The 21674-nt window shown below is 59.8% G+C and carries 23 protein-coding genes and 1 rRNA gene; 2 read left to right on the top strand and 22 right to left on the bottom strand.

From position 1 onward, the window contains the following. Window positions 1-26 precede the first annotated feature (26 nt). The 19 genes from J3R75_RS08665 to J3R75_RS08575 all read right to left on the bottom strand — a co-directional run bounded on the left by J3R75_RS08665 (window position 27) and on the right by J3R75_RS08575 (window position 13151). Window positions 27-1385: a sn-glycerol-1-phosphate dehydrogenase gene (locus tag J3R75_RS08665; RefSeq protein WP_307261131.1), complete on the bottom strand. Its 1359-nt coding sequence runs from the start codon at window positions 1383-1385 to the stop codon at window positions 27-29. Window positions 1386-1530: 145 nt separating this feature from the next. Further along, window positions 1531-2649 (bottom strand): Gfo/Idh/MocA family protein, encoded by a 1119-nt coding sequence (locus tag J3R75_RS08660; RefSeq protein WP_307261130.1) that lies wholly within the window; start codon window positions 2647-2649, stop codon window positions 1531-1533. A gap of 908 nt (window positions 2650-3557) precedes the next feature. Further along, window positions 3558-4607 (bottom strand): tRNA dihydrouridine synthase, encoded by a 1050-nt coding sequence (locus J3R75_RS08655; RefSeq protein ID WP_307261129.1) that lies wholly within the window; start codon window positions 4605-4607, stop codon window positions 3558-3560. 129 nt (window positions 4608-4736) lie between these two features. Beyond that, window positions 4737-6107: a preprotein translocase subunit SecY gene (secY, locus tag J3R75_RS08650; protein WP_307261128.1), complete on the bottom strand. Its 1371-nt coding sequence runs from the start codon at window positions 6105-6107 to the stop codon at window positions 4737-4739. Between the two features lie 116 nt (window positions 6108-6223). Then, window positions 6224-6697, bottom strand: coding sequence for a 50S ribosomal protein L15 (rplO, locus tag J3R75_RS08645; RefSeq protein WP_307261127.1), 474 nt, complete (start codon window positions 6695-6697; stop codon window positions 6224-6226). Between the two features lie 33 nt (window positions 6698-6730). Beyond that, window positions 6731-7210 carry a 30S ribosomal protein S5 gene (rpsE, locus tag J3R75_RS08640; RefSeq protein WP_307265511.1) on the bottom strand — a complete coding sequence of 160 codons (480 nt, stop codon included), beginning with the start codon at window positions 7208-7210 and terminating at the stop codon, window positions 6731-6733. Window positions 7211-7380: 170 nt separating this feature from the next. Next, window positions 7381-7743 (bottom strand): 50S ribosomal protein L18, encoded by a 363-nt coding sequence (gene rplR, locus J3R75_RS08635; protein ID WP_307261126.1) that lies wholly within the window; start codon window positions 7741-7743, stop codon window positions 7381-7383. 87 nt (window positions 7744-7830) lie between these two features. Next, window positions 7831-8364: a 50S ribosomal protein L6 gene (gene rplF / locus J3R75_RS08630; RefSeq protein WP_307261125.1), complete on the bottom strand. Its 534-nt coding sequence runs from the start codon at window positions 8362-8364 to the stop codon at window positions 7831-7833. 41 nt (window positions 8365-8405) lie between these two features. Further along, window positions 8406-8810: a 30S ribosomal protein S8 gene (gene rpsH, locus J3R75_RS08625; protein ID WP_307261124.1), complete on the bottom strand. Its 405-nt coding sequence runs from the start codon at window positions 8808-8810 to the stop codon at window positions 8406-8408. 13 nt (window positions 8811-8823) lie between these two features. Continuing rightward, entirely contained in the window at window positions 8824-9009 is a 186-nt protein-coding gene (locus J3R75_RS08620) for a type Z 30S ribosomal protein S14 (RefSeq protein WP_307261123.1), read from the bottom strand. A gap of 13 nt (window positions 9010-9022) precedes the next feature. Beyond that, entirely contained in the window at window positions 9023-9562 is a 540-nt protein-coding gene (rplE, locus tag J3R75_RS08615) for a 50S ribosomal protein L5 (protein WP_370882390.1), read from the bottom strand. A gap of 28 nt (window positions 9563-9590) precedes the next feature. Next, window positions 9591-9845: a 50S ribosomal protein L24 gene (gene rplX, locus J3R75_RS08610; RefSeq protein WP_307261121.1), complete on the bottom strand. Its 255-nt coding sequence runs from the start codon at window positions 9843-9845 to the stop codon at window positions 9591-9593. Further along, window positions 9845-10210 (bottom strand): 50S ribosomal protein L14, encoded by a 366-nt coding sequence (rplN, locus tag J3R75_RS08605; RefSeq protein ID WP_307261120.1) that lies wholly within the window; start codon window positions 10208-10210, stop codon window positions 9845-9847. The genes rplX and rplN overlap by 1 nt, the downstream gene beginning before the upstream one ends. Before the next feature lie 13 nt (window positions 10211-10223). Continuing rightward, entirely contained in the window at window positions 10224-10508 is a 285-nt protein-coding gene (gene rpsQ / locus J3R75_RS08600) for a 30S ribosomal protein S17 (protein ID WP_307261119.1), read from the bottom strand. 13 nt (window positions 10509-10521) lie between these two features. Continuing rightward, a complete protein-coding gene (gene rpmC / locus J3R75_RS08595; protein WP_307261118.1) occupies window positions 10522-10719 on the bottom strand; it encodes a 50S ribosomal protein L29 in 198 nt (65 codons plus the stop codon). Window positions 10720-10755: 36 nt separating this feature from the next. Beyond that, a complete protein-coding gene (gene rplP / locus J3R75_RS08590) occupies window positions 10756-11169 on the bottom strand; it encodes a 50S ribosomal protein L16 (protein WP_370882365.1) in 414 nt (137 codons plus the stop codon). Next, window positions 11102-11884, bottom strand: coding sequence for a 30S ribosomal protein S3 (gene rpsC / locus J3R75_RS08585; RefSeq protein WP_307261116.1), 783 nt, complete (start codon window positions 11882-11884; stop codon window positions 11102-11104). The genes rplP and rpsC overlap by 68 nt, the downstream gene beginning before the upstream one ends. 16 nt (window positions 11885-11900) lie before the next feature. Beyond that, window positions 11901-12242 carry a 50S ribosomal protein L22 gene (gene rplV, locus J3R75_RS08580; protein ID WP_307261115.1) on the bottom strand — a complete coding sequence of 114 codons (342 nt, stop codon included), beginning with the start codon at window positions 12240-12242 and terminating at the stop codon, window positions 11901-11903. A 117-nt stretch (window positions 12243-12359) separates the two neighbouring features. Beyond that, window positions 12360-13151 carry a hypothetical protein gene (locus tag J3R75_RS08575; protein WP_307261114.1) on the bottom strand — a complete coding sequence of 264 codons (792 nt, stop codon included), beginning with the start codon at window positions 13149-13151 and terminating at the stop codon, window positions 12360-12362. Between the two features lie 534 nt (window positions 13152-13685). Between J3R75_RS08575 and J3R75_RS08570 the strand changes: the two genes are divergently transcribed. Further along, window positions 13686-14879, top strand: a complete 1194-nt coding sequence (locus tag J3R75_RS08570; RefSeq protein WP_307261113.1) for an acetate/propionate family kinase — start codon at window positions 13686-13688, stop codon at window positions 14877-14879. A 51-nt stretch (window positions 14880-14930) separates the two neighbouring features. Continuing rightward, a complete protein-coding gene (pta, locus tag J3R75_RS08565; RefSeq protein WP_307261112.1) occupies window positions 14931-15944 on the top strand; it encodes a phosphate acetyltransferase in 1014 nt (337 codons plus the stop codon). Between the two features lie 121 nt (window positions 15945-16065). Here the strand turns inward: pta and tilS are convergent, their stop codons facing one another. The 3 genes from tilS to rrf all read right to left on the bottom strand — a co-directional run bounded on the left by tilS (window position 16066) and on the right by rrf (window position 21564). Further along, window positions 16066-17487: a tRNA lysidine(34) synthetase TilS gene (tilS, locus tag J3R75_RS08560; protein ID WP_307261111.1), complete on the bottom strand. Its 1422-nt coding sequence runs from the start codon at window positions 17485-17487 to the stop codon at window positions 16066-16068. A 73-nt stretch (window positions 17488-17560) separates the two neighbouring features. Further along, on the bottom strand, window positions 17561-20281 hold the full coding sequence (locus J3R75_RS08555) for an alpha-mannosidase (protein ID WP_307261110.1): 2721 nt from the start codon (window positions 20279-20281) through the stop codon (window positions 17561-17563). A 1168-nt stretch (window positions 20282-21449) separates the two neighbouring features. Then, window positions 21450-21564 (bottom strand): 5S ribosomal RNA (rrf, locus tag J3R75_RS08550). Window positions 21565-21674: the final 110 nt, after the last annotated feature.

Here is a 21674-nt window from a genome sequence, read left to right as displayed (position 1 = left end):
GGTTAACCCACCCAACACACTATGTCTCACAAACCACGGCGGTGATTTTCCGCCTTGGGAAGCCAACGGGTAAAGTATCCCTTGCTCATGACCCTGTCCAGCATAACATCAAACTGTCCGAGTTCAAACAGCAAATCGAGGATGGTATAGCGATTGCGGATCATGGCGGCGCCGAGGACGCCCTTGCGCAGTTCGGCTTCGTCCAGCCCAATGTCCGCCGGCTCGACCGGACAGCCCAGCAGCTGGAAGCGCCGGCGCAGTTCAGCGTAGGGTAGGAGCTGCTGCTCCAGGCGCTGCTGCATGAGCGGCCAAGCAGCAATGATCTGCTGGCGGCGCGCCTGCAGCGCAGCGCCCGTAAGAAGCTTGCCGATGGCGACGTCAATGGCGCCGACATGAAAGCTACTGCCGCCCAGCAAGGCGTCAATTTGCGCCCGGCGCTCGGCGGGAGACACTTCCGGCGCCGCGTCGGCGCAGGCGCGCATGGCATCGGCGCTCAAGGCGAATGTCTCGTCCATCAGCGCGGTGGCCAAGAGCGTACCGACGGCCACCTTGAAGCCATGGGAAGGCGCCTCGCCGTTCACCTCGATTTCGTCCATTTCCCAGATATGGCTGAAGAGGTGTTCAGCGCCGGAAGCCGGCCGTGATTCGTGGTAATACTGCATGGCAAAACCCGTCGCCGCCAGGCCCAGGAAGAGCCCGGCCATAGCCTCGGACTGCCGTTCAAGAATGCCCTGGGGATTGCCCAGCCACTGTCGCAGGTCCTTCTGCACCATGTCCCAGGTCACCTGGTCGTGGGGCGTGATGCCCAGGGCATCCGCAATATGCCAGTCGGCGCCAGCGACGATCTTGGCCGCCAAATCGGCGTAGCCGGCAGCGACCATGGGCATTGGCGCTTGGCTGACTACGGCGTTGTCCGCCAGAATGGCCAGCGGCGCATCGCAGGACACAGTCTTCTTGAAGCCGTCGACCACCAGCGCCGCGCCCGACGACGTGTAGCCGTCCACCGACGGCGCCGTCGCCACGCATAAATAGCCGCCCGTGCCGGCCTCGTGGCTTGAACACTTCACCAGGTCGTTGATCGTGCCCGAACCGACTGCCACCGGCACCAAGCCGCGAACAATCGGCTTGAGCGCCACGACATGGCGGTAGTCGCCATGCAGCATCGGCTGCGCCGGGTAGATGTGCGGCTCGGCCGGCGCCATGCCAGCGGCGCAGAGAATGTCCTGCACGGCCTGGCCGGCAGCCGCCCAAGTATTCGCGTCGGCAATGATCTTCGGCGTCTTCCCGGGCCAGTACTGCCGCAAGATGGCGGGGATGTCCTTGAGGACGTCGTCACCCAGCACGCACATGCGCGTCTGTAATCCGGCTGGAATGGGTATTTGCATGACTCAGGGTTCCTTTGCTGGCGAAAATGCCGCGGCGCTTGCCGTGCTGATAAGAAAAAGGACTCAATGGCTCGGGCCATTGAGTCCTCCGTATGCAGTGTCGGGCCAAGCCCGTGCGCCCTTGGCCCGGCGGGGCCTCGGGTGCTTATTTTTTCTTGCTGCGCGCGGCGGCCTTCTTAGCCGGCTGAGGGGCGCAGAATTTCACGACTTTTTGATTGCGGCCAGACTCATAGAGACCCATGATCATCTTGTGGGTGGTATTGAGAATGAGCTCGCCGTTGATCCAGGGCGTCTCGCCGTTTTCCAGCGCGCCGTAGAAGTCGTCGATCTGCTTGGTGTGGCTGGCGCCCCAGTAGGACGGCCCGCCGCCGTAATCGAAGATTTCGGAGGGATCGGGCTTGGCGACGAATTCGCGGCCGTCATACAGGGTCACGCGGCCCTCTTCGGCCGTGATTTTGGCGTTGCCCAATTCACCGTTGATGCTGATTTCGACCTGGTCGTCAAAGCTGAAGTAGTTCATGCACCAGAAGGAGGCACGCACGCCGTCCTTGAAAACGATGAGGCCGTCAGCGCAGTCTTCGACGTCGACGAGAGCGCCGGTAGTATTGCGCATGTTCTGATGGTCGCGGTTGGCGATGCTAACGTCGGCGTAATCGAGGTTACTGCCATTGTCGCCGTAGCCGAGGAGCCAGCACATGAGGTCGATGGTGTGGATGGCCTGGTCGATGATGGCGCCGCCGCCTTCCATTTCCCAAGTGCCCTTCCAGTCGCTGCCGGTGTAATACTCGGGGGTACGGCACCAAGTCACATTGCATTTCGCGGCGCGGATTTTGCCGAGCATGCCATTTTCAATGCACTTCTTCAGCAGCTGCGAGCCGGCGTTATAGCGGTTCTGGAAGATCACGCCCAGGGTCTTGCCACTCTTTTTCGAGGCGGCGACCATGTCTTCAGCCTGCTGCATGGAAATGGCCATCGGTTTCTCGGTCAACACATGGCAGCCCAGTTCCATGGCCCGCACCGCCACCGGCGAATGCAGATAATGCGGCAGGCAGATGTGCACCACGTCGAGCTTCTCTTTCGTGATCATCTCTTCAAAATTAGTGTAAGCCTGTTTGCAGCCAAAGAGCTTGGCGCGGTCCTTGGCCTTGGCAATGTCCAAGTCACAGCAGGCCACGACAGTGGCGTTTTCTTGTGATTTCGCGGGCATGCCGTGGAAGGGCGATATACGACCGCAGCCAATAATACCGACTTTGAATTTTTTCATTGTCAACTCAGCGCTTTCCTGCTATGAAACCTCTGTCACTCGCCATACAGAACCGCGCCAGCGACTCACTGGTGCGCCATCATACAGCATGCTCTGTTGGTCCACGCATGTAACTGACTACCGTGTTGGCGGCAAGACCAGTTGGGATTCGTGCGTGTTCAGACAAACGGGGCAATACTATATCACGGTAGCCGTAAATGTGAAGAGCGTGGACGGGAACTTGTTACGGCACATTGAAGTGGACCCCAAGTCAAGAACAAAAACTATCGAATTATCAGCAGCTCCATGGACTCACGCAGGCATTTGGCTGCGAAGCCGCAGGCCGTATCTCTACAGGTTAGCGGCTGAGCAGCCCGTCGTCGCACTTCGACGCATGGGGTGTCCGCCAACCCCTTTCCCCGGTAATTTCACTCTTCTCAGGCGCTCATCGCACGCTCCCAATAGTCTAGTCGGCTGTTTCCTAAGGTGCCGTTCACAAATTACGTTTACACATTGCAGTGCAAACGCTCTTTCATGTCATACCTTGTCGCCGGCCAACATTTCCCTGGCCGCGAAGCGGCAAGCGCCCCAGAGGGGCGCTGTCATCGTAGCCCAGGGCAAGCGACGCCGCAGGCGGAGCGACGCCCTGGGTAGCGCGCCATTTTTGTCCGTGTTCCTCGGCCGCTTTGGCCCCAGTCGGCGAAGCTGACTGGAGCCAAAGAGGCAATGGAACTCATTGCCTGCTGCAGTATTGCGCGTTGCGACCCATCGTCAAAGGTCTTTTAGGTCGCCCCGTCAGGGCTCCTTTGGGATGGGGCTCTTACCCAGGGCGACGCGCCCTGCGGGCGCTTGCCCTGGGCTTTCTTAGGCCGCGCCTTTGGCGCTGAAAACAAAAGACCGCAGAAAGCCTGTTATCAATGGCTTACCGATTACGGCACATGTTGGTCGGGCGTATCGCTGACGCCATCGGTGGCGGGCGGTTGCTCAACATCGGATCTGTGGCCAGCCAAGTCGGGCGTATCGCTGACGCCGTCGGTGGCGGCCAGTGGGCCTTCCGCCTCGATCTGCCGGAAGACGGCGAGGAATTCCGCCATGGTCTTGACGATGGCCATCTGCGCGCGCAGGCGCCGCCGGTAACCGCGTCCGCAGAGGTAGCTGAGGATGATCTTGCGACCAGCCAGAAACGCTCGTTCTTCGTCATAGAGCTCGACCATGCCCGCGACCTGCTGAAGAAGCATGGCGCAGATCTCAGCGTGGGTCGGCGCAGCGGCAAGGCCTTGGATGAGCTCGCGGAACAGCCAGGGATTGCCAATGGCGCCCCGCGCCACCATGAGGCGGTCACAGCCGCTGCCGGTGGCCAGGGCGTCGGCGTCGGCTGCCGTGAAGATGCCGCCGTTGGCAGTGACGGGTATGCTCAGGGCCTCGCGCACGGCCTTGATGACGGCCATCGCCACTGGCCCCGCGTAAATGCGCTGCGGCAGCCGCCCGTGGATGGTCAAGCCGTCGATGCCGCAATCCTGCAACGCCAGACAGAAGCGCACGGTGGCATCCGGGTCGGTTTCGGACAAAATGCGCGTCTTGACGGTCAGAGGCTTTTTCACCACGTCCCGCAGCACTCGCACACAGTCCAGAGCGAGCTCCGGCGTCTTCAGCAGCGCCGCACCGGCATTGCGCTGCATCACCTTGCGGACAGGGCAGCCCATGTTGAAATCGAGGGCATCAAAGGGGTAGTCATTGAGGATGGCGGCGGCCTGGCGCAGGTCGTCCGGCCGGCAACCCATCAGCTGCACGGCGAGCCACGGCTCGTCGTCGCCACGAGCCAGTATCTCCCGATTCTCGCTGTCGTGATGCAACAACGCACCGGCATCAAGCAGAGGCGTGTGCGCGTAAACCAGGCCGAAACGGCGACAGCAACGCCGGAAAGGCAGGTCACTGTAACCGGCCAGCGGCGCTAGAAAATATGTTCGCGTAGGAGTCATGGTGTCGTTCCGTAGCACCTGCGTCCGGGCCGGCTAGGCCCCTGAGCGGCAGGCGAAAAAAACGCCGTCAGCCCGTGTTACTGGCTGACGGCGTCCGTATTGCAAACGTCGGTCTCGTCCGTTCTCTGCTCAGCCGCGGCGGCTGCGCAGGTGGCCCTTATCCATGAAGCCGTCATAATGGCGGGACAAGAGATGGCCTTCGATCTGCCGCATGGTGTCCAACGACACACCGACAATGATCAGCAGGCTGGTACCACCAAAGAACTGAGCGATGGTCCCAGGTATCTGCATGGCGTTGCTGAGGATCATCGGGAAAATCGCCAAAGCGGTCAGGAAGATCGCCCCAGCCAGAGTGATGCGCGTCATCGAATGATCAAGGAACTCCGCCGTCGGCTGGCCGGGGCGAATGCCCGGGACGTAGCCGCCATGCTTCTGCAGGTCATCAGCAATCTGGATGGGATTGAACTGATTGGCGACCCAAAAGAAGGAGAAAACCAGGATCATCAGGCCGTAAAGCAGCAGATAAGGCGTGCTGCCGTAGGTGAAAAACGGCACCAGCCAGCTGAACCACGGCGTATTCGGCAGAAAACGCAGAAGCATCATCGGGAAGGACAGTATCGCCCCCGCAAAGATGATCGGCATGACGCCCGAGTAGTTCACCCGCAAGGGTAGGTAACTGGTCTGAGCCGTCGTCGAACCGCCCACGCCGGCTACGCGCCGAGCATAACGCACGGGCACTTTCCGCTGGCCCTGAGTCAACGCCACCGCGCCGGCACAGACCAGGAAGAACATCGCCACCAGCAACAGCAGATGCACGACTGTCAGCTCACTGCCACCCGTCGCCGCCGCACCAAAAACCAGCGTGACGAGGCTGACCAAAGCCTGGGGGAGCCGAGCAATGATGTTCACGGTGATGATCAGGGACGCGCCGTTGCCGATGCCCTTCTCGGTGATCACTTCGCCAAGCCACATGATGAACATCGCGCCAGCAGTCAGGGTGATGACCGTCGAGATGATGAAACCAACGCCGGGATTGCTGACCACACTGATGCCACTGGGCAAATTCAACTTGTCCGGCCGCATCATGGCCAGCGCGAACATGGTGCCCTGAATCACGCAGATCACCAAAGTGACGTAACGCATGATCTGATTGTATTTCTGCCGGCCGCTCTCGCCCTCGCGGACCATCCGCTCCAACTGCGGCAACACCGGCGTCATCAACTGCAGAATGATCGATGCCGAAATGTAGGGCATGATGCCCAGAGCACCAACGGCAAAATTCTCCATGGCGCCGCCACTGAAGAGGTCTAACATGTCAAAAACACCGCCAGTACCCCGGTTGCCACCAATCTGCTTGAAGAGTTCCGCCAAAGCCGCCGGATCGACGCCGGGGCAAGGCAAAACACTGGTGATGCGGCAGATGGCAATCAACCCGAAGGTAAGCAGCAGGCGCTGTTTTAATTCCGGTATTCTGAAGCAATTCAAATAGGCTGAAATCATGTCTGATTCCTTGTCACGTTGCGGTGTGCCCGAGCCCGTTGCCATCTCTGCCGGCGCCGGCTGGCGCGCCGGCACCTCCCAGCAGACGGGCACCCATGCCCTACCCCTTCAGACCCTTAGGATGCCGGCGCGTCCGTCTCCGCGGTCGCCTTCGCATCGACGCATTTCCCGCCAGCGCGCTCAATCTTCTCACGCGCACTCGCAGAAAACTTGTCGGCCTTGATGGTCAGGGCCTTGCTGACATCGCCGTCGCCAAGGATCTTCAGCGGCAGGTCGCTCTTGCCGAGCAAACCGCTGGCCATCAGCACCTGCTTGTCAATCAGCTGGTCCTTCTCGAAATTCTCTTCGATGACATCCAGGTTGATGACGTTGTATTCAAGATGGTTCGGGTTGTTGAAGCCCCGCTTCGGCAAGCGCCGGATCAGGGGAATCTGGCCACCCTCAAAGTGAGGCCGGCGAGAGTAACCCGAACGGGCACCCGCGCCTTTGTCACCACGACCAGCGGTACGGCCATTGCCGGAACCGTCGCCGCGGCCAACGCGCTTGCGGCTTTGACGCGGAACTGTATTATGCAGCTCATGAAGTTTCATTGCTATCACTATCCTCACGTGCAGGTTGATTGCTTACAGGGCGTTGATGTCACGCTTGGCCAGAATCTCGGCGCGCGTGCGCAGTTTGGCGATCGCCGTAAAGGTGGCCTTCACCACGTTCACCGCATTCTTTGATCCCAAGGACTTGCCCAGAACGTCCTTGACCCCCGCCAGTTCCAAAACGTGCCGCATGCCGCCACCAGCAATCAAGCCAGTACCTGCCGAGGCAGGCCGAACCATCACCTGCGAACCGCCGTAATTGGCATGCACCAGGTGCGTCACGGTGCTGCCGTGCATCGGCACGGTCACCAAATGCCGCCGAGCCTGCTCGCCGCCCTTGCGGATGGCGTCGGCCACTTCGTTCGCCTTGCCAAAGCCCATGCCGACTCGCCCCTTGCCGTCGCCAACCACGATCAGCGCACTGAACGAAAAGTTACGGCCGCCCTTGACCACTTTGCTGCTGCGGTTGACTGAAACGACGCGCTCCTCGAACTCGCCCTCGGCGGCAGCCATGTCGGCCGCACCGCGCTGTTCGACCTGAGGCGTCTCTTCTTTCTCCGCTTTATCTTTGTATTGCTCTGCCACGGAATGTTCTCCTAATCCTCTGTGATGCCGACCTTTTGCTCCTGGATCAGCCGCTCGCCGCGGTTCCTGTCATGCCTAAGTCCAGCCGATCACCCTGATCAAAACTTCAGACCGGCCGCACGGGCCGCGTCTGCCAACGCCTTCACACAACCGTGGTAGAGAAAGCCGCCACGATCATAGACAACCTGCTTGACATCCGCTGCCAGCGCCCGCTCGGCAATGCACTTGCCGATAATGGTCGCACTGGCCACGTTCGCCTTCAGCTTCTGTTCGCGAGCCGACGCTTCCAGGGTGGATGCCGACACAATCGTCCGCTGCGCGTCGTCATCAATGACCTGCGCATAGATATGACCGCCCGTCCGGCAAACGCACAGCCGCGGCATAACTGCCGTGCCCGACAGGGTCCGGCGAAGCCGCTCATGACGGCGCTGACGCGCCTCTTTGTTATTCTGCTTACTCATTTCTTCTTAAACTCCCAAATTGCCAATCCGCTTCGCCACTGTGTTCTCATGCTGTCAGCGGATGAGCCCGCTGCCGTTTACAGCGTATTATGCGCCAACCTTCTTGCCTTCCTTCAGCGTGATCTGTTCGCCGGCATAGCGCACGCCCTTGCCATGGTAGGCATCGGGGGTGCGGAAACGGCGGATCGTCGCGGCAACTTGGCCAACCAGCTGCTTGTCAATGCTCTCCAAGCTGATGTGCGTCTGATCAGCCATGCTGACCTTGACGTTTGCGGGTACCGTGTACTCGATCGGATTGGAATAGCCGAGGCTCAGGGTCAGCTTCTGACCGGCCAGCTGCGCGCGGTAACCAACGCCGAACAGCTCAAGCTCCTGCTTGAAACCCGTGCTGGTACCGACGATCATGGCGTTCAGCAGGCTGCGCACCAGACCGTGTTTCATCTTCAGCTCCTTGTCGTCCTCGCGTTCCCGCAGAACATGCAGAACGTCGCCGTCCTGCTTCAAGGTGATGCCTTCCGGCAGCTGATATTTCAAGGTGCCCTTCGGACCGGTAACGCTGACGTCCTGACCGGATACGTCCAGCTTTACCTTCGGGTCCAAGGCGATTGGTTTGTTGCCCATGCGTGACATGTCTGCATTTCCCTATTCTGTGCTGGCTCCGACTACCAGACGTAGCAGAGCAATTCGCCGCCAACTTTACGTTTCCGAGCCGCCCTGTCGCTCATGAGGCCTTCCGAAGTGGAAAGCACCGCGATGCCCAGGCCGCCCAACACATGCGGAATCTCGTCGCAGCCGACGTAGACGCGGCAGGACGGCTTGCTGATCCGCTTGATACCCTCAATCACCGGTACGGAGCCCTTGCCCTTGTACTTGAGAGTGATGGTGAGATTCTTCTTGTTGCTGCCGATGTCCTCGACAGCGTAACCTTCGATGTAACCCGCCTCGCGCAGCGTTTCCGCCAACGCGGTACGCATTTTCGAAGACGGCATGCTGGCCAGCGGCAACTTTGCAGTTGATGCATTACGCACACGGGTCAGCATGTCAGAGATTGGATCGCTCATGCTCATGGTCGCTCTCCTCTTACCAGCTCGCCTTCATGACACCTGGAATCTGCCCGTTGCTGGCCAGCTCGCGGAAGCAAATACGGCAAAGATGGAACTTGCGAATGTATGCGCGCGCACGCCCGCAGCGCTCGCAACGGTTGTAACTACGCACCGAAAACTTGGGCGTCCTCTGGGATTTGACTATCAGACTTTTCCTGGCCACGTTTTTATCCCCTTCAGTTGGCAAACGGCATGCCCAGCATGCTTAACAGGTCACGGGCTTCATCATCGGTTTTCGCAGTCGTCACGATGGTGATGTTCATACCGATCGTGTGCTTGATCTTGTCCAGATCAATCTCCGTGAACACCGACTGATCCGTCAGACCGAAATTGTAGTTGCCGACACCATCAAAGGACTTGGCTGACACACCACGAAAGTCACGTACCCGCGGCAACACGATGTTGATCAAACGATAGAGAAAATTGTACATGGCGCCGCGACGAAGGGTGACGCTGGCACCGACGGCCATGCCCTTGCGCAGCTTGAAATTCGAGATGTTCTTCCGCGACTTGGTGATCACCGGCTTCTGGCCCGTGATCATGCCAAGGGTGTCCGACGCGGCCTGCATGACCTCGCGGTCCTTGTCCGTACCCACACCGGTGTTGATCACGATCTTCACCAGATGCGGAATTTCCATCGGATTCTTGTAGCCGCGTTTCTCTTTGAGCTGCGGCACTATGTTCTGCTTATACTGATCGTATAATATGCTGCTAATCATTTCCAGACCTCGCGTTTAGACTACTTCACTTTTCCGAACGCCTGGCCCGGTAGCGCTCTTCCGCCATCACATTCGAGATGTGAATCGGGCATTCACGCTCTTCAATGCCGCCATTCGGATGTTCCTGGGAGCGCTTGATCGTCTTCTTGCGGACGGCCACGCCCTCGACAGTCACCCGGGACGACTTGCTGTCCTTCGACAGAACCTTGCCGCTCTTGCCTTTGTCAGCACCCGCAATGACGAACACCACGTCGTTCTTCTTAATTGTTGCTTTCGCCATCACAGCACCTCCGGAGCCAACGAGACAATTTTCATAAAGTTCTTGTCACGCAACTCGCGCGCTACTGGCCCGAAAATGCGCGTGCCTTTCGGATTGCCATCTTCGTCAATGATGACCGCGGCATTGCGGTCGAAGCGGAGAAAGGACCCGTCGGAACGACGGATATTCATCGCGGTACGCACGACAACCGCGCGGACCACTTCGCCCTTCTTGATGGCGGCGTTTGGCTGGGCCTCTTTCACCGAGGCGCGAATGATGTCGCCGATGGCGGCGATCCGTTTGCCCTGGCCCAAGGTCCGTATCGCCATAATCTTCCGCGCGCCGGAATTGTCCGCCACATCCAATGTGGTTTGCATCTGAATCATGGTGAATACCTCCTCAGTCAGTCACGGCGCGCTGGATGATGGACACCAGACGCCAACGTTTCATTTTGCTCAGAGGCCGGGTCTCCATGATCTCGACGACGTCGCCGACCTTGGCCTCGTTGTTCTCGTCGTGCACATAGCACTTGCTTGTGACCTTCACCACCTTGCGGTAAAGCGGATGGGGTGAGCGACGATCGACCTTGACCACCAAGGTCTTGTCCTGCTTATCGCTGACCACAGTTGCGGTCAACACTTTACGCAGGTTTCGTTCCTGTTTTACTTCTTCTGTTTCAGCCATTGTCACACCTCGGTCACTTCGCCTGCTTGCGACGGGCGGTCTTCTCTGTCTCAATCCGAGCCACATCCTTACGCAGAAGGCGGATGCGGGCGGGGTTCTCAAGCTGTCCGGTCTGGCCTTGCAGGCGGAGATTGAAAATCTCCTTCCTGCTTTCTTCCGCAGCGCGGTCCAGTTCCTCTGCCGTCATTTCGCGAATGTCTTTTGCTTTCATGTCACACAACCCTATTCTTAGGCCGCCTTGCCGCTCTTAGACGGCGGCATGCTGACGGGCGAGGAAACGGCAACGGAAGGGCAATTTGCTTGCCGCTCGGGCCAACGCTTCTTTCGCCACGGTCTCTGGGCAGCCGCTCAGCTCAATGATCATATTACCGGGACGAACCACCGCGACCCAGCCCTCGGGAGCGCCTTTGCCCTTACCCATACGGGTTTCCAAAGGCTTTTTGCTGTAGGGCTTGTCGGGAAACACTCGCAGCCAGATCTGGCCACGACGCTGCATGTGGCGGGTTGCCGCCACACGGGCTGCTTCAATCTGATTCGCTGTCAACCAACCGCGATCCAGGATCTGCAGGCCGTACTCACCGAAGTCCAACTTGTTATTGCTGCTCGCGATTCCCGCGTGGGCGCCGCGCTGCACCTTTCGGTGCTCTACGCGTTTTGGCATCAGAGGCATTTTTCGTATCCTCCCAATTTTGGGGTTTGCAGATCCAGACTTTAATACCGATGAGGCCAGCCAGAGTGTGCGCCTCGGAAAAACCGTAGTCAATATTGGCCCGAAGCGTGTGCAGCGGCACCTTGCCGTCCTTGTACTGCTCCGTTCGCGCCAGCTCCGCGCCGTTCAAACGGCCCGAGCAGCGGATTTTGATGCCATCGGCACCAAGCTGCATGGCGGTCTGAATGGCCCGCTTCATGGCCCGGCGGAAAGCGATACGCTTCACCAGCTGCTGGGCAATGTTCTCGGACACCAGCTGCGCGTCAACCTCGGGCTGCCGCACTTCCTTGATGTCCAGGAGAATCTCTTTATCACCCGTGATCTTGGCCAGGCTCGCCTTGAGTTTGTCCAGACCGGCGCCGCGCTTGGCGCCCTTGTCGCCCGCGTTGTCCTGCCCACGGCTGACCGGAGCGGTGGCCTGGCCGAAACGGCCGGAGATGATGATGCCGGGACGACCCGAGTAGATGGTCACGCGTACGCGCCGACCAAAACGCTCAATGATGACTTTGCTGACTGCCGCGCTTTGCAATTCGCTACTGATGTGCTCTCGGATCTTCAGATCCTCCTGCAGAAGCGGTCCGAACTGCGTCTTGCCGGCAAACCAGCGGGATTTCCAGTCCTTGGTGACTGGAATACGAAACCCGATTGGATTTACTTTTTGACCCACTGTGAACTCCCTGTCCTTATGCCTGGTCTGTTACAACGATCCGAATGTGGCTCGTACGCTTGCGAATGCGACCCGCAGACCCACGGGCCTTGGGGCGGAAGCGCTTCAGCGTCGCGCCCTCGCCAATGAGAGCTTCCTTCACCACGAGGCGACTACGGTCGACGCCCATTTTCTCGTCGTTCTCGGCATTGGCCACTGCTGATTTGAGAGTCTTCTCAATCAGCCGTGCCGCCTTGCGGGGGATGAGACTCACCATGTTCATGGCTTCGACGGCGCCCTTGCCCTGGATGAGCCGGGCCACCTCGCGCGCCTTGAACGGTGATATCCGCACGTGTTTGGTGATGGCTAGTTTTTCCATAACTCCGCTTTCTCTTACCTCTACCTTCAGCTCCTGCCCAAACACCGACCGGGTGCCCAGGTAAGAGGCTGACGTGAAAACTGACTATATTTTCTGCTATGTTGATCGGTCCACGGCTTATTCAGCCAGAAACCGGCTACCAATGGCGATTTCAGCAAGCGTACCCTGCACCAGCACCGCAGCACTGATTTCAGGTCGTGCATCCACTACCCGCAGCTTCATAGTGACCTTGCCGTTGCGGGCCTGCCACCATTCGCTGCCAGTGCGAACACCGCTCAGAAAACCACGATCCAAGATGACGAGCTGTAACTCGTCATGAACAGCCAGTACACCACAACCAGTCATTCCGGATTTACCACCGCCTCGCCCGGCGACTATCGACAGTGGGTTGAGACTACGCTCAACAACGCCCCGTAGGGCTGAGATCCGTTCCGACACCTCGCGACGCACCGCGTCACTCGGTTGCATGACATTCAGCATGGTCTCGATATACCGCTCAAAATCACGCAGAGACTGCTCGACTTCTAACTGCCGCACACCCAGTTCCCTGAGTGCGGACAGTGCCTGGTTCGCCAACGCCGCCGTGTCTTCGCCGTCCTTGCGCTGTAGTAAATGCGCCGAGTGTAATTCCAACTCGCGCATCTGCTCCAGTACCGCATGGCTCCGTTCGTAAAACGCGGCGTATTGGGCGCGCTGCCGGCTGAGTTCCTCGCGGACTCGCGACAGTTCCAGCTCAAGCTCCACAATCCGCTGCTCTGCTTCCTTGCTGGACACCGACCCCGCCGTCGCCGTTTTGACCGTGGCCAAACCGCCGTCAGCAAACGCCAATGCGTCTAAAAAGAAAAACAGAATGCATACTATAACGGCGCAAATTCTGAATTGCCAATGCTTAAATGCAATTTTTTTCAATGCTGGCACCTCTTGTCAGGTTACGCTATTCCGGAATGGGCTGGCCACACACGGCAGCCACGCCGCCGAGTGACACACCCAGACGACGCAGTCGTAACAGCAACCGCCCCACGCCATATAAATATAGGTATGGGACGCCGCTGGCGAAGAGCCGCCAAGCGACCATATAATGTTTTTTGGCAAAACGCTAAATGTCATTCCGCAAAGCCCATCCGTCAAATTCGCACCACCGGAAAGCAGACGCGCTAGTGGACTCGGTGGACTCGGTGGACATTGTGGACACATCCTTCGGCAATGGACACCAGCTGGCGGCGGCCCAGGATAGCGTCCACCGAGTCCACCGAGTCCACCGAGTCCACCGAGTCCACCGAGTCCACCGGGTTCCGGCTATGTGTCGTGCGACGCAAGTCCTCATCCCTACGCGCGCCGGTCGTTATCTTTGCGTTTTTGCTTGTTTTTGACCATTTTTGCATTACATTTGACGCTTTCCCTATTTATTCCAGCTTCATTTCACCCAGAGTATTGGAGGCTTTTGTGAAAGTACTTGTCGTCAATTCCGGCAGTTCATCCCTCAAGTTCACCTTGTTCAGCATGACGAACAAGACGGTGCTGGCCAAGGGCCTGGTTGAGCGCATTGGGATGAGCAATCCCAAGCTGACGTACCAGGCGACGGACAAGAACAAGCTGGAGGAAGTCCTCAGCATCACCAACCACAGCGAGGCCTTGCAGGCGGTATGCGACAAGCTAGTCGACCCGAGCTACGGCGTCCTCGAAAAGCTTTCCGAGGTCCAGGCCATCGGCCATCGGGTGCTGCATGGCGGCAAGACCTACACGTCACCGATTCTGGTGAATGAAGACGTGAAGGAAGGCATCCGCAAATGCATCGTTCTGGGACCGCTGCACAACCCGGCCAACCTCGGCGGTATCGAAGCCTGCGAGCAGGTCTTTCCAGGCACGCCAAATGTGGCGGTGTTTGATACGGCTTTCCATCAGACCATGGAACCCGAAGCTTACATGTACGCCATTCCCCGCGAATTCTATGACAAGTACGATGTGCGTAAATACGGCTTCCACGGCACCAGCCACAAATTCGTCTACTTTAACAGTTGCGAATTTCTCGGCCTTGACCCCGACAAGGCGAAGATCATCACCTGCCATCTGGGCAATGGTAGCAGCCTGGCGGCCGTCAAAGGCGGCAAAGTCCTCGATACCAGTATGGGCCTGACGCCTCTCATGGGGCTGGTCATGGGGACCCGCTGCGGCGACCTCGACCCCGCCGCCGTGTTCTTCCTGATGAAGCAGACCGGCGCCACGCCAGACGAAATGGACAGCATCCTCAACAAGAAAAGTGGCCTTCTCGGCGTTTCCGGCGTCAGCAGCGACATGCGCGACATTGAGAACGCGATGGCCCTGGGCAACAAGCATGCCCGCGAAGCCTACAATATCTTCCTCCATCGCCTGATTCATTACATTGGTGGCTATTTCCTCATTCTCGGCGGCGCGGACGCTATCGTCTTCACGGGCGGTATCGGCGAAAATGGCATTCCGACCCGCAAAAAGATTGTCGATCAGCTCAATGCCATCGGCTGCTATTTGGACAGCGATGCCAACCAACGCCGGGGTGAGCAGGTCGTCATCAGCACCCCGGAATCCAAAGTCAAAGTGTTGGTCACGCCGACCAACGAAGAGCTGATGATCGCCATGGAAACCGTCTCGCTCATGAAATAATGACCGGTGCCCACCGATCCATCCAGTCAACCGTAGAAGAAGGAATGCACAATGTCAGGTCTGATGCAGAAACTGCGCCCGAAAGCAGCCGCCGCCGCCAAAACCGTCGTCCTCCCCGAGGGCAATGACCCGCGTGTCATGCAGGCGGCTAAAATCGTCGCCGACAATCATCTCGCCAAGGTGAAAATCCTGGCGACGCCCGCCGAGGCCGCCGAAGCGGCCAAGGGCATCTGCTTCTGCGGTCAGGACGTCGAAATCATCGATTGGACGAATTCGCCGCTCTTCGATGACCTGGCCAACACTCTCTACGAGCGCCGCAAAGCCAAGGGGCTGGAACTGGCCGCCGCCCGCGACATGACCAAGAACCGCCTGTACTTCGGCAATCTCATGGTCAACCGCGGCCTGGCTGACGGCCTGGTTGCCGGCTCCATCGCCTCCACGCCGGACATGCTGCGCAGCGCCTTCCATTGCATTGGCACCGCCAAGGGCATCGCCACCGCCAGCAGCTGTTTCCTCATGGACCTCAAAACGCCCAGCCCTGCCGGCGATGAAACCCTCATCTTCGCCGACTGCGGCGTTAACCCGAATCCTACGGCCGAAAATCTGGTCGACATCGCCATCGCCACCATCAAGACCCACCAGGCGCTCATCGGCACCCAGGCGAAACTGTCCTTCCTCTGTTACTCCACCAAGGGCAGCGCCAAGGGCGAACTCGTTGACAAGATGGCCAGCGCCGCCGCCATGACCAAGGCCCGCATCGCCGAACTCGGCATTGACGCCCTCGTCGATGGCGAACTCCAGGCCGACGCCGCGCTGGTGCCTTCTGTCGCCGCCGCCAAGGCCCCCGACAGCCCGCTCAAGGGACAGGCCAACATTCTGATCTTCCCGGACCTCAATTGCGGCAATATCTGCTACAAAATCACCCAGCGCCTGGCCGGCGCCGAAGCCTACGGGCCAATCCTCCAGGGCGTCGCCAAGCCGGTCAACGACCTCTCCCGCGGCTGCACCGCCGAGGACATCGCCGGCGTCGTCGCCATCACCATCTGCCAGGCACTGGTGAAATAAGGGCGCACGCGGTCAACGCAACAGCGTAAAGCACATAGATCATACAACAGCGCCGGAACTGCCCCATCAGTCAGTCCCGGCGCTGTTTGTTTTCACGGCCTGTCGGACTGTGGCGCGCGCCTCAGCAACCGGGAGGAGCAATGCAGCGGAAGCGGACGACCTCGCCGGCCTGCTCGTCCACGCGGCCGAATTCCGCGCGGCGCAGCCCGGGCAGCCAAATAATCTCGTCGCCAGCGCAAAGGACCGGCCAGCACCGCCGATCCTCACGCCCGATCTTGGCATCGGTAAAGATGTCCTGCAATTTTTTACGGTGATTTGACGCAAAGGGCTGCATGCGATCGCCAGCCTGCCAAGTGCGCACCGTGAGCACGGCGGGAAGCACCGAGGCAGCAAAGAGCTCCTCGTTGGCGTTGGCGTTGGCCGACGCTTTCCGCTCATCGCCGGCCGGCAGCAACGTCGCCTGAAGCACCGTGCCGTTGGCGCAGAGGAATTTCGGTTCGCGGCGCCAATCCCAGTCGCGACTGAGGACCGCGCCAGCGCCAGCGTTGGCGCCCGCGTCGCAGCCGCTAACGACAGGCAACGCCGTCGGGTTAGCAACTGCTAGACCCGCGTCACTGACGGCGATAGCCAGGCCCTTGCGAACAGGTATGTAGCTCGTGCCGCCCCGCTCCCGCTGCGACTCGCATGCGTCCTGCAGGCGCGCCACCAGCGCCGCGCCGGGAATGATGCCTGGCCCGGCATGCTCGTCAAGCCACATGCGGAGGACACGTTGCCGCAAGGCCGGGTGCAGCGCCTGCCAGTCCCGCAAGTCCCGCAATTTGCCATATGCTTCCCGTGCCGCCATTTCGAGGTAATCGGCGTCCATGCGCAAGACCCGCGCGGCCTGTTGTAGTCCCTGATCTTCGCCGAAGATCGCTCGGAAGCGGGGCATGAGGTCATGGCGCACGGCATTGCGACGGTAGGCGCGATCACTATTGCTGTGGTCACAGCGCCAATCAGAAATGCCCTGCGCCAACAGCCACGACTCGATGTCCGCCCGGCGGCATGACAGCAGCGGCCGCAGCAGCCGCACGTCGCCCATCCGGCGTTCCTCGCGCAGGCCGGTCAGGCCGCTGCAGTTGGCGCCACGCGCCAAACGCATGACAAGATCCTCCATCACGTCGTCGCCATGATGGCCAAGAAAAACTGCGGCGGGTCGACCGTCGGCGGCTAGGCGCTGCCAGAGAGCCAGCCGGAGACGCCGGCCGGCCTCTTCCATGCTTTCGCCACTCAGGCGTTCGCCAGGAACATCGAGGTATTCCAGACGAAAAGCAATGCCGCGTTGCTCACAAAAAGACCGGCACCACGCGGCGTCGGCGTCGGCGTCAGCACCGCGCAGGCCGTGATGACAATGCACCGCCGAGACGCCCTCGCCCCCAGCCGCCAGCAGCGCCAGCAGCAGAGCCGTGCTGTCGGCGCCGCCACTGAATCCGACCAGCAGACGGCTGCCCGAAAGGTCATGGCTCTGTAAAAAAAACCTGACTTGGTCGCTGATGTCGATCATGATTGCCTACGCTGCCGCCGCCCGACTGTCACGCGACAACACGGTGCCGGTTTTGCGCATTCGTCTTCCCCGCTTAGTCTTTGAATTGAATGCGAATGGTGCGGATTTGTTTTGCTTCGGCGCTGACGACGACCTCGCGGCCCTCAGCGGCCAGCGCCTCGCCGTCCCGTTCGGCCAGATCGCAGCCGTTGGCGCTGGCGATGTCCTGCCAAAGCCGCAGGCGCTCCTGGGCGGGCTGGGCGTGGGGATTCCACAGGCGAACAATGACACCGCGGCCATCATCAGCATTTTTGCAGGCCGAGAAGATCAGCTGGCCATCCAGTAGTTCCATGAAGCCCTGGTCTGGCGCTTGATCGCCAGTCAGCTCCGGATAGCCCGAACGGCACTTCCCGCTTTGCCGCAAGACAAGCGGGCTCTGCATCGCGAAGAGCTGATCAAATGCTGCGGCGACCGGGAGTTCGCCAGCATAGGGCATGATGGCGAATGCGACGTGCAACGGGCAGAGTTCCAGGCCATCGCGGCCAGCCGTTGAGCCAACGGTGCGGCGATAGGACCTGAACAGCGTCATCTGCAGCGTCCGGCGCGCGTCATCGACCACACCACCCTCGTGCATACCGCCGGGAACGATCAACGCCAGGCCGCGACTGCCATCGCCAACAGCCTGGAGATGGAGAAATGGTTTTTCGGCCAAGTCGGCTTCGGACCAATCGGCGGTTTCACGGCGCAGACGGATGGGCCGTTCGACCAGATCGTAGGGATGATGGGCCAGCCAGCTCTGCGCGGCCACCGCATCGCTGGGGAACAGCAGCCTTAGGCGGTGGTCTTCGATGTTGTTGCGGATCTCGCTGTGGCATTCTAGCGCCCGGGCACCGCGACGGAGAGTCACCGTGGTGACGATAGTCAGGCCACGGCGGCTTTCACTACGGCGCTCCAGATGGAAATCATAGCGTTCCGGCAGATCCATGGTGGTCTGAATCCGGAAAGTCACCGCCAGTGGCCCGTCGTGAACGACGCTGATCTGCGCGCTATTGCCCGCCGAAAGGGCAATTTCGTCTGAAGCGCTTTGGCCATGGAACCAGCCGTCGCCAATTTCACTGCGGTCCTCAAAAAGCATGAGATCGCTGTATATCTGGCCACTGGCCTTGTCACGCAATTCAATGGTGCCATTCGCGGCAATACTCATGGCCAGATGTTCGTTTTCGGCACTGCAGGGGCCATTGCGCAGACTGCCCATGGACCGCTGCAGCGAGGCAACCGGCTTGACCACCAGTGAGCGGAAACCCGTCGCCGGAATATCGAGATCAACAGCGACAGTGTAGCGCGAGCAAGGCGTGCCGGTGGCATTCCAGCCCATGACAGCGTATTGCGTGCGCTCGGCATGCCTGGGTTCGACGGCCAGAATCTGGTACGGCACCCGCCGCCCGTCGGCATCCTCAAGAATAAAGGCGTTGAGGACCTGGCTGTGAAAGGCGTCACACAATTTGTTCGGCCAGTCGAGCGGGAAGTCGATATCAATTACGCTGCTGCCCGTCCAGGGCCGCGGCACGCAGTTGCAGACCGTGAGGGTGAATTCATGCGGCGCCGTGCCCAGCTCTCGGCAGCGACTGCTGATCATGCCCAGCGCGCGATTACGGATTTGCCGGCCAAGTTGTTCAACTTGGTCAAAGCGGTACATCATATCGCGGTGGACTTCGTCAATGGAACAGCCGCAGATGCTGTCGTGGGCGTGATTGAGCAGCAGCGTCTCCCAGGCGATCTGTGGCAAACGCGGCGGCACGACCGATATGCCCAGGCTCTGGGCAATGGCCAGCAACGGCTCGGCCTGCAATTCCAGCAAGGCCTGGCAGGCGTCATTGGCCTGCTTCAGCCGTATACGCGACGACACGCAGTTGGGAATCAGCCAAAGATAGCCATTGCGCGTCTTGGCCGGATCCCGCAATTCCCCCCGCTTGACGGGAATGTCACCGTCGAGATGCGCTGCGGCATCGGCGAAAAAAGCCGGCAGGGTCGAATGGCTGACGCGCACTTGCGCGCAGGCCGTTTCCGCGACCGCAATGTATTTCGCGGCGTCGCTCGCCGGTGGCATATGATCCAGCGCATCAATCAGGCAAAGTACCCGGCCATTGCTGCGGGATATTTCGTGCTCGATGTAGTCCTGCAGGCTTTTGCGGGCCCGTTCGTGGCTCTCTTCGCTGCCATCGCCTCTTTCGAATTCCTGTCGGGCCTTGTTGAAAGCGCCGTAGCCCATTTTATCCTGCAGCTTAAAACACAGAACCTTGCTGTCGTCGGGACTCTGCCAGTGGAAAAATGCCGGGGTGTCGTATTCGTTGGTGCCGCGCCCCAAGACGCAAGAGCTAATGCCGAAGCCCTGGTATATCTGCGGCATCTGCGAAGGATGCCCAAACATGTCGCAGGTGTAGGCCACCGGCATCGCACTCGTCGACCACGCCGACGCAATCCGCTGCCCGGTCAACAAATTCCGCACCAGCGCTTCGGCTCCTGGACAAAACAAGTCCGGCATGGTGTACCACGGACCAATGAGAATCCGCCCCGAACGAATCAGCGCCGCCAAGCGGTCACGATTTTCCGGCCGGACCTCCAGATAGTCCTGCAACACGCAAGTCTGGCCATCAAAATGAAAACTCTTGAACGCGGGATTCTTCTCCATGAGATCCAGCAAGCCGTCCACCAAATCAACAAAGAGCAGGCGAAATTCCTGGTAGGTCCGATACCATTCGCGGTCCCAGTGGGTGCCCGAAATGTAATGCGCGGAGTAAATCTCTGAATTGGCCATGGTCATTGCCCCTTTTGCTGGCACGGCTTTCTGTGCTGTAGGTGACGCCCGCCGCCACCGCCGCCGGAAAATCAAAACCATAATATACATGGCTTTCACCAGGCAGCGGCCACGACTAGCCAGATACTCTGCTAGCCGCGCGGCAAGTCGCGAGGCACTGGACGACCGACCGCCCCCGCCAGCCTTCGCGCCTTTTTATCGGCGGCGTGAATTGCCGCGCAGCGGCAAGACAGGCCGCCATTTTGCTTCGCCTTTGTCTTCTTCGCGCCTTCGCGCCTTCGCGTGAGGAAAAAATACCCTCGGTAGCCTCACGGCATTGCCGCGAGGCACTGAACGCCCTGCCCCCCCTGCCAGCCTTCGCGCCTTTTTATCGGCGGCGTGAATTGCCGCGCAGCGGCAAGACAGGCCGCCATTTTTCTTTGTCTTTGCCTTCTTCGCGCCTTCGCGCCTTCGCGTGAGGAAAAAATACCCTCGGTAGCCTCACGGCAATGCCGCGAGGCACTGAACGCCCTGCCCCCCCGCCAGCCTTCGCGCCTTTTTATCGGCGGCGTGAATTGCCGCGCAGCGGCAAGACAGGCCGCCATTTTTCTTTGTCTTCTTCGCGCCTTCGCGCCTTCGCGTGAGGGAAAAAAAGCCCCCCGCCAGCCTTCGCGTCTTTTGATCGGCGGCGTGAATTGCCGCGCAGCGGCAAGACAGGCCGCCATTTTTCTTTGTCTTCTTCGCGCCTTCGCGTGAGGAAAAAATACCCTCGGTGGCCTCACGGCAATGCCGTGAGGCACTGAACGCCCTGCCCCCCCTGCCAGCCTTCGCGCCTTTTTATCGGCGGCGTGAATTGCCGCGCAGCGGCAAGACAGGCCGCCATTTTGCCTTTGCCTTTGCCTTCCTTCGCGCCTTCGCGTGAGGAAAAAATACCCTCGGTAGCCTCACGGCAATGCCGTGAGGCGCTGAACGCCCTGCCCCCCCTGCCAGCCTTCGCGCCTTTTTATCGGCGGCGTGAATTGCCGCGCAGCGGCAAGACAGGCCGCCATTTTGCTTTGTCTTCTTCGCGCCTTCGCGCCTTCGCGTGAGAAAAAAATACCCTCCGTAGCCTCACGGCACTGCCGTGAGGCAAAAAAAAGCCCGGGGCCCGTCGGTGTGGTATACCAACGGGCCCCGGGCTTAAAAAAAGGACTGGCAGCGCGCTACTTTCCCACGCTCTTGAGCGTAGTATCATCGCCACTGGGGAGCTTAACGGCCGTGTTCGAGATGGGAACGGGTGTGACATCCCCGCCAAAGCCACCAGTCCAAGTTGGAAGAAAACCTGCAGTAGTTGTGGAGGTTGAAGAAGCCTCATGTTGTCTGGAACCGTCCGCCGTTCGAGCGGTGGTATCCGATTCGCCTTGTTGTTTTCCCG

The sequence above is a fragment of the Oligosphaera ethanolica genome (assembly GCF_030814695.1).
Classification (GTDB): domain Bacteria; phylum Verrucomicrobiota; class Lentisphaeria; order Oligosphaerales; family Oligosphaeraceae; genus Oligosphaera; species Oligosphaera ethanolica.
The sequence above is the reverse complement of the archived record's forward strand: the minus strand, read 5'-3'. Positions and strand labels throughout refer to the sequence as shown.

Bases quoted from the DNA above. Each gene is read 5' to 3' on its own strand.
- rplR (WP_307261126.1), bottom strand. From the start codon at position 7,743: ATGAGTAAGCAGAATAACAAAGAGGCGCGTCAGCGCCGTCATGAGCGG.
- J3R75_RS08555 (WP_307261110.1), bottom strand. From the start codon at position 20,281: ATGGCCAATTCAGAGATTTACTCCGCGCATTACATTTCGGGCACCCAC.
- secY (WP_307261128.1), bottom strand. From the start codon at position 6,107: ATGATTTCAGCCTATTTGAATTGCTTCAGAATACCGGAATTAAAACAG.
- rplO (WP_307261127.1), bottom strand. From the start codon at position 6,697: ATGAAACTTCATGAGCTGCATAATACAGTTCCGCGTCAAAGCCGCAAG.
- rpmC (WP_307261118.1), bottom strand. From the start codon at position 10,719: ATGAAAGCAAAAGACATTCGCGAAATGACGGCAGAGGAACTGGACCGC.
- J3R75_RS08665 (WP_307261131.1), bottom strand. From the start codon at position 1,385: ATGCAAATACCCATTCCAGCCGGATTACAGACGCGCATGTGCGTGCTG.
- rplX (WP_307261121.1), bottom strand. From the start codon at position 9,845: ATGGCGAAAGCAACAATTAAGAAGAACGACGTGGTGTTCGTCATTGCG.
- rplF (WP_307261125.1), bottom strand. From the start codon at position 8,364: ATGGGCAACAAACCAATCGCCTTGGACCCGAAGGTAAAGCTGGACGTA.
- rplN (WP_307261120.1), bottom strand. From the start codon at position 10,210: ATGATTCAGATGCAAACCACATTGGATGTGGCGGACAATTCCGGCGCG.
- rplV (WP_307261115.1), bottom strand. From the start codon at position 12,242: ATGGAAAAACTAGCCATCACCAAACACGTGCGGATATCACCGTTCAAG.
- J3R75_RS08660 (WP_307261130.1), bottom strand. From the start codon at position 2,649: ATGAAAAAATTCAAAGTCGGTATTATTGGCTGCGGTCGTATATCGCCC.
- rpsE (WP_307265511.1), bottom strand. From the start codon at position 7,210: ATGGCTGCCGCCGAGGGCGAGTTCGAGGAGCGCGTCGTTTCAGTCAAC.
- tilS (WP_307261111.1), bottom strand. From the start codon at position 17,487: ATGATCGACATCAGCGACCAAGTCAGGTTTTTTTTACAGAGCCATGAC.
- rpsQ (WP_307261119.1), bottom strand. From the start codon at position 10,508: ATGGCTGAAACAGAAGAAGTAAAACAGGAACGAAACCTGCGTAAAGTG.
- pta (WP_307261112.1), top strand. From the start codon at position 14,931: ATGTCAGGTCTGATGCAGAAACTGCGCCCGAAAGCAGCCGCCGCCGCC.
- rplP (WP_370882365.1), bottom strand. From the start codon at position 11,169: ATGCCAAAACGCGTAGAGCACCGAAAGGTGCAGCGCGGCGCCCACGCG.
- J3R75_RS08655 (WP_307261129.1), bottom strand. From the start codon at position 4,607: ATGACTCCTACGCGAACATATTTTCTAGCGCCGCTGGCCGGTTACAGT.
- rpsH (WP_307261124.1), bottom strand. From the start codon at position 8,810: ATGAGCATGAGCGATCCAATCTCTGACATGCTGACCCGTGTGCGTAAT.